Here is a 12,897-nt window from a genome sequence, read left to right as displayed (position 1 = left end):
CGTACGGCAATGTCTGTCGCGCGCCCCGTCTGCTCTGGCCCCCCGGTCAATGCTTACCGGATGATGAAAAATTTTAGCATAGCGCTATCGTCGACGCTGGCGGCCGACGCTGCCCCTGCCCCCCGTGACGCCCGTCCCGCCTGCCTCACGAGCGGCTTCTGCACGTCGGGGAACGAGGATTCCGCCCAGTTCGGGGCCACGCTTTCCAATGGACAGATCGGTGCGGCCCGGGAGGAAATCAAGGACTGGCTGCGCCTGTGTCACACGCCGGGCGTACCGCCGGCGGCGGTCCGACGTCTGCTGGCGGCCTTCGGTCCGCCCGGTGCGATCTTCGGCGCGTCGCGCGGCGCGTTGTCCGACGTGGTGCCGGCGGACGTCGTCAGGCGCCTGCTGGCGCGCACGTCTGCCGAATTGTCGACGCAAATCGCCCTCACCCTCGAATGGGCTCATCGACCGGGATGCACCGTCGTCACCTTGTCCGAAACGGCCTATCCGCGCGCGTTGCTGACCCTCGGCGACGCACCGCCGATCCTGTACTGCCGGGGAGACGTGATGCTGGCAAACCGCTCGGGGGACGACGGTGAGCGGGCCGTGGCCGTGGTCGGCAGCCGTCGCGCCTCGCTACAGGGACGCGACAACGCACGGCACTTCTCACGGGCGCTTGGAGATGCCGGTGTCGCCGTCGTGTCAGGGCTCGCCGCAGGAATCGATGCGGCCGCCCACGAGGGGGCATTGGAGACGTCCGGGGGCACGTGCGCGGTCATCGGCACCGGCGCAGACATCGTCTACCCAACGCGCCATCGCGCACTGGCCGAACAGATCGCCGAACGGGGCCTGATGCTGTCCGCGTTTCCGGTCGGCACACCGCCCCGGCCCGAGCACTTCCCCCGTCGCAACCGGCTGATCGCGGCACTCGCCCGGTGCACGGTCGTCATCGAGGCGACGACACACTCCGGCTCGCTCATCACGGCGCGACTTGCCGGCGAATTGGGACGCGACGTCCTCGCCGTACCCGGTTCGATCCACTCGCCGCATAGCGAGGGCTGCCACGTGCTCATTCGGGACGGCGCCACCCTCGCTGCTTCGCCGGACGACGTGCTGGAAGCCCTGGGCATGACGCCGCCCGCCCCGGCACGCCCCGCCCGCGACGAGCGCAAGCGTCAGCGCCGTCCCTTACCCTCTGGCGAGGGCGACGCATTGCCGGATCTCAACAGACGGATCGCTCAAGGCTGCACTGACGGGAACGCGCCCCCTCTGCCGGGTGTCCACGTCAGACGGACACAGGCATCGACGGACGTGAGCCCCGCCGGGCCGGTAGATGCCCCGGCGGGCACGACAGCGGTTCTGAAAGCGCTGGGGTATGATCCCGTCAACGCGGACACCCTCTGCGAGCGCACCGGCCTTGGCATTGCCGAGGTGCTGGCGCAACTGGGCACACTGGAACTCGGCGGCCATGTCGCCCGCCTGCCGGGTGGCCGGTTCAGCCGACTTATTTTGGCCAGCTGAAGCCATGCCACGAGGGTCAGACAACGCGCCTCTGCCCGTCCGCTCCCCAAAACACAGCAACCGATATCACAGACACCATGCCCGTTTTCGATCCCGTCGCCGACCGTTCTGCACTGGCTGCCGCGCTGGCCGGGGGCAACACGCGTCTCGTGGCCTGTTTGTGCGCGGCGTGGTGCGGCACCTGCCGTGAATACGCGCAAACCTTCGAGCAACTGGCCGCGAAGCATCCCGAGCTGTGTTTCGTCTGGGTGGATATCGAAACGCACGCCGACTGGCTCGACGACCACGACATCGAGAATTTCCCGACATTACTGGTTCAGGACGCACCGCAATCGGCCGGTCGGGCCCGCTTCTTCGGCCCGGTGCTGCCGGCCATCGGGATTCTCGAGCGCATGCTCGACGCCGACGTCCTGGGTGATGCCACGGTCGCGGCCCCCGCGCTGCGCGAGCATCTGCGGGCAGGATAGGCCCCACAGCGGCCCACGGCAGCCCGTGTCGGCCCCGCCCTTGCCGACGGCTTGCGACGCGCTTATGATGTGCCGCTTTCAGGCACGCCTTGTGCCCGATCCGACGGCAACGCCGGATTGGCTATATGTTATAAAGCCAACGAATGTCGCTTGGCGACACCCCCTCAACATTACCTAACGTCATGTCAAAAGCTCTGATCATTGCCGAGAAACCGTCCGTCGCGAATGACATCGCGCGGGCGCTGGGCGGCTTTACCAAGCATGACGAGTACTTCGAGAACGACGATTACGTCGTCTCGTCGGCGGTTGGCCACCTCGTCGAAATCGGCGCGCCGGAAGACTATGAAGTCAAACGCGGCAAGTGGAGCTTCGCCAACCTTCCCGTGATTCCCCCGCACTTCGACCTCAAGCCGATCGCCAAGAGCGAGTCGCGTCTGAAGGTGCTGACCCGTCTCATCAAGCGCAAGGACATCGATGTCCTGATCAACGCCTGTGACGCGGGACGCGAAGGGGAACTGATTTTCCGTCTGATCGCCCAGCACGCGAAGGCCAAGCAACCGGTTCAGCGCCTGTGGCTTCAGTCGATGACGCCGCAATCGATTCGCGACGGCTTCAAGCGCCTGCGCACCGACAACGACATGCTCCCGCTGGCCGACGCCGCGCGCAGCCGTGCCGAAGCCGACTGGCTGGTCGGCATCAACGGCACGCGCGCCATGACGGCGTTCAACAGCAAGGGCGGCGGCTTCTTCCTGACGACGGTCGGTCGCGTGCAAACGCCGACGCTGTCGATCGTGGTCGAGCGCGAAGAAAAGATTCGCAAGTTCGTGTCGCGCGACTACTGGGAAGTCAAAGCCGAGTTCGTCGCCGCCGCAGGCTTCTATGAAGGCCGTTGGTTCGATCCGAATTTCAAGCGCAACGAATTCGATCCCGAGCAGCGCGATTCGCGTCTGTGGAGCGTGGCCGCCGCCGAGTCGGTCGTCGCCGCGGTGCGCGGCAAGCACGGCACTGTCACGGAAGAATCGAAGCCGTCGAGCCAGCTCTCGCCGCTGCTGTTCGATCTGACCAGCTTGCAGCGCGAAGCCAACAGCCGCTTCGGTTTCTCCGCCAAGAACACGCTCGGTCTGGCACAGGCGCTGTACGAAAAGCACAAGGTGCTGACATACCCGCGTACCGACGCACGCGCGCTGCCGGAAGACTACCTGGAGACCGTCAAGGAAACGATGACGGTGCTCAAGGAGAGCAACAATTATCACCAGTTCGCCAATCAGGTCCTGAACAAGGGCTGGGTCAAGCCGAACAAGCGGATCTTCGACAACAGCAAGATCAGCGATCACTTCGCCATCATCCCGACGCTGCAAGCGCCGAAGAACCTCTCCGAGCCGGAGCAGAAGCTGTACGACCTCGTGGTCAAGCGCTTCCTGGCGGTGTTCTTCCCGGCCGCCGAGTATCAGGTGACGACCCGCATCACGGAAGTGGTCGGTCACCACTTCAAGACGGAAGGCAAGGTGCTCGTGCAGGCTGGCTGGCTCGCCATCTACGGCAAGGAAGGCGCTGACGACGGCAAGGACGCGAAGGACACCAAGGAAGACCAGCCGAATCTCGTGCCGGTCGCCAAGGACGAGAAGGTCGGTGTGGACAAGGTGGCGGCCGTCGGCCTGCAAACCAAGCCGCCGGCACGCTACAGCGAAGCGACGCTGCTCTCCGCCATGGAAGGCGCGGGCAAGCTCGTGGAAGACGGCGAGTTGCGCGAAGCGATGGCGGGCAAGGGTCTGGGCACACCGGCCACGCGCGCGGCCATCATCGAAGGCTTGCTGACGGAAAAGTACCTCGTGCGCGAAGGCCGCGAGCTGCATCCGACGGCGAAGGCGTTCCAGTTGATGACGCTCCTGCGCGGCCTGGGCGTGGACGAACTGACGCTGCCGGAACTCACGGGCGAATGGGAAGCCAAGCTCTCGCAGATCGAGCGCGGCGGCCTCAAGCGTGACGAGTTCATGCACGAAATCGCGCAAATGACGCAGACCATCGTCAAGCGCGCGAAGGAATACGATTCCGACACCATCCCCGGCGATTACGCGACGCTCACGACGCCGTGTCCGCACTGCGGCGGCGTGGTCAAGGAAAACTACCGCCGTTTCGCCTGCACGAACTGCAACTTCTCGATCTCGAAGATCCCGGGCGGACGTCAGTTCGAAATCCCGGAAGTCGAAGAGCTGCTGCAGAACAAGACGATCGGGCCGCTGTCGGGTTTCCGCAGCAAGATGGGGCGTCCGTTCTCGGCCATCATCAAGCTCTCGCCCGATGACGAAATGGGCTACAAGCTCGAATTCGACTTCGGTCAGGACAACGGCGACGAAGACGGCGAAGCCCCGGACTTCACGGGTCAGGAGCCGGTCGGCCACTGCCCGAAGTGCAACGGCCGCGTGTTCGAGCACGGCATGCGTTACGTCTGCGAAAACGCCGTGGCGAATCCGAAGACCTGCGACTTCACGTCGGGCAAGGTGATTCTCCAGCAGGAAATCTCGCGCGAGCAGATCCACAAGCTGCTCACCGAAGGCAAGACGGACTTGCTGACGAACTTCAAGTCGTCGCGCACCGGTCGCACGTTCAAGGCGTATCTGGCCAAGCAGAAGGACGGCAAGATCGGCTTCGAATTCGAGGCGAAGGCCCCGAAGAAGACCGCAGCGAAGGCTGGCGACGGCGACGCGAAGGGTGACGACGGCGAAGAGAAAGCCACGCCGGCGCGCAAGACGGCGTCGAAGACCGCGGCGTCCAAGGCACCGGCCAAGAAGGCAGCCGCCAAGAAGACGACGGCGAAGACCAAACCGGCGACCAAGACGGCAGCGTCGAAGTCCGACGATGCCGCCTTCGACGAAGACGACGCACCGTTCTAAGCACGTTGCGCCTGCGGTGAAGTCTCACGGCTTCATCGCAGCAAGGCAATGAAAAACGGCCACTTCCTCAGGGAAGTGGCCGTTTTGCCATCTGATGCCAGCGGCCGATGTCGCCAATGTCGCGAGGCTGCGTTACATCTGAATTTCGGTGGCAGACGTCGACATCTTGGGCGGCACCCAGCGCTCGGCGGCCGAAATGCCTTCGTTCTGGCGGAAATACTCGACCGTCAGATCGATGAACCCACGCGTCTTTGCCGACAGGTACTTGCGGCTCGGGTAGACGAGCGAGACGTCGATGGGCGTCTGCGAATAGTTGCGCATCAGCGCCACGAGATCACCGTCGCGCACATCGTTACCCACCAGATACGACGGCAGGAACGCAATCCCGTGCCCGAGCAACACCGACTGACGCAGCAGCGCCGTGTTGTTGCAGATGAGCTTGTTCTGCACGCGCACACGCACCTCGCCGTCCGGGCCGGCAAACACGCGGTCATCGCTCCAGAACTCGCTGGGCAGGCCCAGCACGCCGTGCTCGCCCAGCTCCTGCGGCGTGACCGGTTCGCCGTGCTCGGCGATGTACGCGGGCGAAGCGCACAGCATCACACGCGTCTCCGCGAGCACGCGCGAAATCAGGCTTTCGCTGTTGATCATGCGCGTGAGCAGAATGCCGCAGTCGTAACCTTCTTCGACCAGATCGACGGCCCTGTCGGTCAGCGTGAGATCGACCACGACCTTCGGGTGCAGCTCCTGATACTTCTTCACCAGCGGTGCGAGGTTGCGCACCCCGAATGACACAGGTGCGACGACCTTCAAGGTGCCTTTGGGGTCGCGTGACGCGCTGGAGATGAGGGCATCGGCTTCGTCGACTTCGTCGATGATCTGCCTGCAGCGTTCGAGATATACCTGACCGGCGCCGGTCAGCGACAGGCTGCGGGTGGTGCGGTTGAGCAAGCGAACGCCGAGATGCGATTCGAGTTCTGCGACGTGCCGCGTGACCACAGCGGCGGACAGATCCATCTGGGCAGCCGTACGGGCGAAACTCCCGTTATCGGCCACTTTGACGAAAACGCGCATCGATTGCAGACGGTCCATGTTGTTTCCAATCGTGATGTGCCGCGTCGTTCCGGCAGAAACGCATATCGGCGTATGCGCGTATGGGCAGACCGGCAAGCTGCCAGCACTGCGGATACCTGCGGAAACTCGCTAAAACCCGCGGGCACCGGTCGGACCGCCGCCCCGGCGGTTCCGGAGCGAGCCTCGCGCGTGCCGCCAGGACTGTCGACACGGCGGGGACTTCAATAAGGCGCTAGCTTACCGTAGACGACGGAAAATTGCCTGCCGCGGCAATGATTTCGGTGCACGTCAGGCGTGCTGCGTGCGCACCGCGACGCAAGAATCCACTTCCAATGCGGCAATTTGCGCAACGACATCCCGCATTGCAGGCGCTTGATGCGGTTTGCATGCCGCTGACAAGGCTGTTTGACGCAGGTCACGGCGCACCGTTCGCGGCGGGACTACAGTCGAATATCTCCTATTGTTACGCGCCTCGTCATGAACCCTCTTCCCATTTTGTCGACGCCTTGCGCCACTTCACCTGACGATCCGCATGTTGGCAAACCCTGCCCGGGCTGCACGTCCCGCAGTTTGGGAGAGGCCCCCGGGCATTCGCGCTGTCAGTCCCGCGCCTCCCCGCCCGCCCGCACAGCCCTTCCGTCTCAGGCGGCGGCCAGTCCCGTTCAGTTCGACGCACGTCTGTTCGGTCGTTACGACGTGAACGGTCCGCGTTACACCTCATATCCGACCGCCCTGCAATTTCACGACGATTTCGATGTGGGCGACTACGCTCGCGCTGCCGCGCAATCCAAGCGCACCGGCAAACCGGTATCGCTGTATCTGCACGTGCCGTTCTGCGACACGGTGTGCTTCTACTGCGCGTGCACCAAGATCGTGACGAACAACCGCGCGCACGCAGACGCCTACGTGGCACGTCTTCACGCGGAAATCGCGCGTCAGGCGTCGTTGCTCGGCGCGGGCCGCACGCTCGCGCAGATGCACTGGGGCGGCGGCACACCGACGTTCCTCTCACTGGAACAGATCGCTTCGCTCGTCGACGCCATCAGTCGTCACTTCGTGATGACGCCCGACGACAGTGCCGAATACGCCATCGAAATCGATCCGCGCAGCGCGGGACCGGCGTCCATTCGTGCGTTGCGTGCCCTCGGCTTCAACCGGCTCTCCATCGGCGTGCAGGACTTCGATCCGCGTGTTCAGGAGGCAATTCATCGCGTGCAGCCTCGCGCACTCGTCGAAGCGACCCTGGACGCGGCACGCAGCTGCGGCTTCAAGTCGGTCAATTTCGATCTGATTTACGGCCTCCCGCATCAGACAACCGACTCCTTCTCGAACACGCTCGACGCCGTCATCGAGATGGCCCCGGAGCGTTTGTCGGTCTTCAGTTACGCGCACTTGCCGCAGCAGTTCAAGATGCAGCGCAGTCTGCCCGACGCGCTGCCGGACGGCCCCGAAAAACTCGCGCTACTGCAAACGATCATCGCGCGGCTGACGGCGGCCGGTTACGTCTACATCGGCATGGATCACTTCGCGCGCCCCGACGACGAACTCGCCCTCGCGCAAGCGGCCGGCACGCTGCATCGCAACTTCCAGGGTTACAGCACGCGGGCCGATTGCGATCTCATCGGTGTGGGCATGTCGGCCATCGGTCGTGTGGGTGACAGCTATGCACAGAATGCCAAGACGCTCAAAACGTACTACGAAGCCATCGATGCGGGCGGCCTTGCGATTACGCGCGGCGTGCAACTCGATCGGGACGATCGCATCCGGCGCGATGTCATCTCGCGCGTCATGTGTCACATGACACTGGACTTCAGCGCGATCGAGGACGCCCACGACATCGACTTCGTCGCATACTTCGCGAGCGAACTCGGTGAGCTGGCCGATCTCGCGGCAGACGGGCTCGTGGCCATCGACGCGCACGGCCTGCGCGTGCTGCCTGCCGGACGCCTTCTCGTCCGTGTGGTGGCGCAAATCTTCGACGCCTACCGTCGCAGCGCCGCCAACGCGCGATGCGCCAAAGTCATGTGACGTCGACAGAACGCAGGCGATGGGTCACGCAAACCGTCGCGCAAAAGCAAAACGCCCGGTGGGATCTCCACCGGGCGTTTTTCATTCTCGACGGCATCGAAGGGTGATCGATGCCGCGTTCGAATGTTTCGTGCAGATGTGCTGTCGCACTCGGACGTCAGCAGCAGCGACCACCGCTCTTGCCGCCGTAGCGTGCCTCCTGCCGTTCGCGGAAGAACGCCTCGTAGCTCATGACCGGCCGATCCGGATGCGTAGCCTGCATGTGCGCCACATAGGTGTCGTAATCGGGCAGGCCGACCATCAATCGCATGGCCTGTCCCAGATATCGTCCGACCTTGCCGACTTCATCGAGCATGAGGTGTCCTCCGCTGTGCGTCCATGTGTGCGCCGCGCTCAGACCCGCTGCCCGGAGGGCATCGGCTCGAACGGCGTTTCCTGGGCCGTCGGCTTGTTTTCCCGACGGGCGACGAGGATGGTGCGCACCCCAAACACAGCGACTGCCACCACAACGAACATGAACACACCGGCGAGCGTCGCATCGACGTAGTCGTTGAACACGATCTGCTGCATCTGCGCCACCGACTTGGCCGGGGCAAGCAGCTTGCCCTCGGCGAGCGCGGCCTGATACTTCGCAGCGTGTGCGAGGAAGCCGACCTTCGGGTCCGCGTCGAACATCTTTTGCCATCCGGCGGTCAGCGTACAGGCAAGCAACCACAGCGTCGGCAGTACCGTCACCCAGGCGAAACGCTCGCGCTTGAGCTTGAACAGCACGCAGGTCGCGAGAATCAGCGCGATGGCGGCGAGCATCTGGTTGGAGATGCCGAACAGCGGCCACAGCGTGTTGATGCCACCCAGCGGATCGACGACCCCCTGATACAGGAAGTAACCCCACGCCGCCACGCACAAGCCCGTGGCGATCAGGTTTGCGGGTAACGACTCCGTGCGCTTGAGCGACGGCACGAAGGTACCGAGCAGGTCTTGCAGCATGAAGCGGCCGGCACGCGTGCCTGCATCGACAGCCGTCAGAATGAACAGCGCTTCGAACAGAATCGCGAAGTGGTACCAGAACGCCATCATCGCTTCGCCGCCCACCACCTGATGCAGGATGTGCGCCATACCGACGGCGAGCGTCGGTGCGCCACCGGCGCGCGAAATGATGGTGTTCTCGCCAACCGCCTTCGCGGTCGAGGTCAGCACTTCCGGCGTGATAGTGAAGCCCCAGCCCGAGACGACTTGCGCCACGGCTTCCGGCGTCGTACCGATCACCGCAGCCGGGCTGTTCATCGCGAAGTACACGCCCGGGTCGATCACCGACGCGGCCACCAGCGCCATGATCGCCACGAACGACTCCATCAGCATGCCGCCGTAACCGATGAAGCGCGCGTTGACTTCGTTATCGAGCAGCTTGGGCGTGGTGCCCGACGAGATCAGCGCATGGAAGCCGGACACGGCGCCGCACGCGATCGTGATGAAGAGGAACGGGAACAACTTGCCCGACCAGACCGGACCGCTGCCGTCGATGAACTGGGTGAACGCAGGCATCTTCAGCTCAGGGGCGACGACCAGAATGCCGATGGCGAGTGCCAGAATCGTGCCGATCTTCAGGAACGTCGACAGATAGTCGCGCGGCGCGAGCAGCAGCCACACAGGCAACACCGACGCCACGAAGCCGTAGCCGATCAGCATCCACGTCAGTTGCTTGCCGTCGAACGTGAACAGCGGTGCCAGCGTGGCGCTGTCGTGCACGCTCTGGCCGAAGTAAATCGCCGCCATGAGCATCACGAAGCCGATGATCGAGACTTCACCGATGCGGCCCGGGCGAATGAAGCGCGTATAGACGCCCATGAACAGCGCAATCGGAATCGTCAGCCCGACCGTGAAGGTGCCCCACGGCGAACCGGTGAGCGCCTTGACGACGATCAGTGCAAGCACCGCGAGAATGATGATCATGATGAGGAACGCGCCGAACAGCGCGATCACACCGGGGATCATGCCGAGTTCGGACTTCACGAGATCGCCCAGCGAGCGGCCGTCGCGACGCGTCGAGATGAACAGCACCATGAAGTCCTGCACCGCACCGGCGAACACCACGCCCGCGAGAATCCAGAGCATGCCCGGCAGGTAGCCCATCTGCGCGGCGAGCACGGGCCCGACAAGCGGACCGGCGCCGGCGATCGCGGCAAAGTGATGGCCGAACAGCACGTAGCGATTGGTCGGCACGTAGTCGAGGCCGTCGTTATGACGCCATGCCGGCGTCATGCGCGTGCCGTCGAGTTGCGCCACGCGGGTGGCGATGAACTTGCTGTAGAAACGGTAAGCGATCAGATAAACGCAGACGGCTGCGATCACGATCCAGAGTGCGCTGACGGTTTCGCCGCGCGATAGCGCCACCGTGCCGAGCGCGCACGCGCCGACGACGGCCACCGCTGCCCAGGGCAGTTGTTGCCAGATACGATTCATTGTCTCTCCTCGGAACTGCCTGCTTAAGGCAGCAACCCGGGACCGCGCCGTTGCGACACTGTCCCGCCTCTTGGTGTGACACCGTGTCGGTGTCCCGAATCGCAGCGCGCGGCGCTTTCGCGTACGGCTCGCTGCGCGCGCCCCTCTGTGGGGGTGTGACGACAGCGAAGGCCGGTGGCGAAGCGTGTGACCCTCTGCCCGGTCCGCGCATGCACGCATGTGAGCATGCGGGACACATGCGGGGCACTTTGCCAACACCGGGAACAGACTTGCGAGTTACACTCGGCAGCCCCGGCCACGATTCGGCGTGTAGTATTGGCGTTTGCCCGACGCGCCACAAGCGCGAAACTACGCAGGTTCGCTACGTGCTAGTACGTAGCGCAAGCCCTAAAAACCAGCGGTCGCGGCATTGCAGGCTTATCGAATGCCATGAATCTCCGACAGAAATTTTTCGTCCTGTCGCTGCTGCCGGTTGCGTTGGCGATGGTCGCCATCGCGCTTGCCGTGCGACACCAGGGTATTGAGCTATCGCGCGCGCAGCACGAGGCCGTACAAACCACATCGCTGGCCAACAAGCGGGCCGAGCTGCTGCATTACGTGGGTTTGGCGCGCAACGCCATCGAGCCGCTATATAACGGCCCGGACACCCCCGCCGCGCGTGAAGCCGCGTTGGCCACGCTCGCCCGAATGGAGTTCGGTCAGGACGGCTACTTCTTCGTCTACGACCTTGAAGGCCGCAGTCTGATGCACCCGCGTCAGCCGGAACTCGTCGGCCATAACCTCTGGTCGCTCAAGGACGAGTCCGGTGCACCCACGATCCAGCGTCTCATCGCAGCGGCCCGCGCTGGCGGCGGCTACGTTCAGTACGCGTGGGAGAAGCCGTCGCGCCAGCAGCAGATGACACCGAAGCTCGGCTACGTCATCGCCCTGCCTCGCTGGAACTGGATGATCGGCACAGGCATTTATCTCGACGATGTCGAAGCCACTTTGCGCGAATCCGACGATCGCGCGCAGGCGAATATCGACCGCACCTTGATCTGGATCACGCTGATCGCGTCTTCCTGTCTCGCCATCGTCGGCCTGTGCGGCCTTGTCGTGAACATCACCGAACTCAAGACCGCCGACGCCAAGCTGCGGCAACTCGCGCGTCAGGTCGTAGAGTCGCAGGAGCTGGAGCGCTCGCGTATTTCGCGTGAGCTGCACGACGGCATCAGCCAGTTGCTCGTCTCGGTCAAGCTACTGCTCGAATCGGCATCGATGCGTCTGCCGGGGTCGCCTGCCTCGGCCAGCGCGACGTTGGGCGTGGCCATCGATCGCCTGAACGGCACGCTCGGTGAAGTTCGGCGTATTTCGCAAGCGTTGCGCCCGGCAATGCTTGACGATCTGGGGCTTGCAGCCGCGATCGAGCAACTCGCCCGGGAGTTCGGCTCGCACGCGGGGCTTCCTGTGGAGATGAACGTCGAGGGCGACGCGCCGATGCTCGACGACAATATCAAGACAATGCTCTACCGCATTGCGCAGGAAGCACTGACGAACATCGAGCGTCATGCGAATGCGTCGCGCGTGTCGATTCTTCTCATCTTCAAATCCGACGGCATTCATCTGTCGATCGCCGACGACGGACGCGGTTTCGACGTCACCGACGTGCATCACGATCCTCGCCACGGCATCGGCCTGCGCAATATGCGCGAACGGCTCGACGCCGTGGGCGGTGCCCTTGGCATTCAATCCTGGCCCGGCCTCACGACCATCAGCGCGTGGGTCCCGCTCACGCCGGCCGCCGTGAAAGCGGCACTTCGCGCAACCACTCGCAAATGATGCAAGCTCACCCCATTCGACTCCTGTTGATCGACGACCACCCGCTTGTTCGCGACGGCCTGCGCGCGCGATTCGACGCAGCACCTAACTTGCAGGTCGTCGGCGAAGCAGGCAACGCACAGGAAGCCCTGACACGCGCGAAGACGGCATCGCCCGATCTCGCCCTGATGGACATCAGCATGCGCGGCACGAACGGCATCGAGCTGACGGCACAGTTTCGCGAGCAGTTCCCGCATATCGCCGTGCTGATTCTTTCGATGCACGACAACGCGGAGTATGTGCGTCAGGCAGTGCGCGCCGGTGCGCGCGGCTACGTGCTCAAGGATGCGCCCGCGCACGAGATCGTGACGGCCATCGAACGTGTGGCGCGTGGCGACGCCTACTACAGCGCTGCGATTGCAGCGCGTGTCGTGCAAGCCTCTACATCGCATGCGCCCATCGATTCGCTCACGCCTCGCGAACGCGAAATCCTCACACGTATTGCGCACGGACTCGCGAACAAACAGATCGCGACAGAAATGGACCTCTCGGTGCGCACCGTGGAAACCCATCGCCTCAACATCAAACGCAAGCTCGGCATCGAGGGGCAAGCGGAGTTGATCAAGTTTGCGGTGGAGAACCGGCTGTAACGTCCGTCGAGAACTGCTTTCGCG

The 12,897-nt window shown here is 63.9% G+C and carries 9 protein-coding genes; 6 read left to right on the top strand and 3 right to left on the bottom strand.

The genetic code is table 11. The annotated features are described in order from the left end of the window. The first annotated feature begins 60 nt into the window (after window positions 1–60). The 3 genes from dprA to PAQ31011_RS06525 all read left to right on the top strand — a co-directional run bounded on the left by dprA (window position 61) and on the right by PAQ31011_RS06525 (window position 4,864). Window positions 61–1,506 carry a DNA-processing protein DprA gene (gene dprA / locus PAQ31011_RS06535; protein ID WP_246179416.1) on the top strand — a complete coding sequence of 482 codons (1,446 nt, stop codon included), beginning with the start codon at window positions 61–63 and terminating at the stop codon, window positions 1,504–1,506. A 77-nt stretch (window positions 1,507–1,583) separates the two neighbouring features. Next, the gene (locus PAQ31011_RS06530) at window positions 1,584–1,973 is read left to right on the top strand and encodes a thioredoxin family protein (protein WP_150575082.1); all 390 of its coding nucleotides are present in this window, start codon (window positions 1,584–1,586) and stop codon (window positions 1,971–1,973) included. A gap of 182 nt (window positions 1,974–2,155) precedes the next feature. Next, a complete protein-coding gene (locus PAQ31011_RS06525) occupies window positions 2,156–4,864 on the top strand; it encodes a DNA topoisomerase III (protein ID WP_150575081.1) in 2,709 nt (902 codons plus the stop codon). 132 nt (window positions 4,865–4,996) lie between these two features. Here PAQ31011_RS06525 and PAQ31011_RS06520 read toward each other — a convergent pair whose 3' ends face one another. Beyond that, a complete protein-coding gene (locus PAQ31011_RS06520; RefSeq protein WP_150575080.1) occupies window positions 4,997–5,956 on the bottom strand; it encodes a LysR family transcriptional regulator in 960 nt (319 codons plus the stop codon). 459 nt (window positions 5,957–6,415) lie between these two features. On the opposite strand from PAQ31011_RS06520, the gene hemN reads away from it, so the two are divergent. Then, on the top strand, window positions 6,416–7,966 hold the full coding sequence (gene hemN, locus PAQ31011_RS06515; RefSeq protein WP_425495089.1) for an oxygen-independent coproporphyrinogen III oxidase: 1,551 nt from the start codon (window positions 6,416–6,418) through the stop codon (window positions 7,964–7,966). Window positions 7,967–8,123: 157 nt separating this feature from the next. Here hemN and PAQ31011_RS06510 read toward each other — a convergent pair whose 3' ends face one another. Both PAQ31011_RS06510 and PAQ31011_RS06505 read right to left on the bottom strand, forming a co-directional pair. Beyond that, window positions 8,124–8,321 (bottom strand): YbdD/YjiX family protein, encoded by a 198-nt coding sequence (locus tag PAQ31011_RS06510; RefSeq protein WP_039394580.1) that lies wholly within the window; start codon window positions 8,319–8,321, stop codon window positions 8,124–8,126. 38 nt (window positions 8,322–8,359) lie between these two features. Continuing rightward, entirely contained in the window at window positions 8,360–10,426 is a 2,067-nt protein-coding gene (locus tag PAQ31011_RS06505; protein ID WP_150575079.1) for a carbon starvation CstA family protein, read from the bottom strand. Between the two features lie 429 nt (window positions 10,427–10,855). On the opposite strand from PAQ31011_RS06505, the gene PAQ31011_RS06500 reads away from it, so the two are divergent. Further along, window positions 10,856–12,244: a cache domain-containing protein gene (locus tag PAQ31011_RS06500; RefSeq protein WP_150575078.1), complete on the top strand. Its 1,389-nt coding sequence runs from the start codon at window positions 10,856–10,858 to the stop codon at window positions 12,242–12,244. After that, complete coding sequence (locus PAQ31011_RS06495) at window positions 12,241–12,873, top strand: response regulator (RefSeq protein WP_039394571.1); 633 nt, start codon at window positions 12,241–12,243, stop codon at window positions 12,871–12,873. The genes PAQ31011_RS06500 and PAQ31011_RS06495 overlap by 4 nt, the downstream gene beginning before the upstream one ends. Window positions 12,874–12,897 lie beyond the last annotated feature (24 nt).

The sequence above is a fragment of the Pandoraea aquatica genome, from assembly GCF_902459565.1.
In the GTDB taxonomy this organism is placed as follows: Bacteria; Pseudomonadota; Gammaproteobacteria; order Burkholderiales; family Burkholderiaceae; genus Pandoraea; species Pandoraea aquatica.
This window is presented reverse-complemented; position numbering and strand designations above follow the sequence as displayed.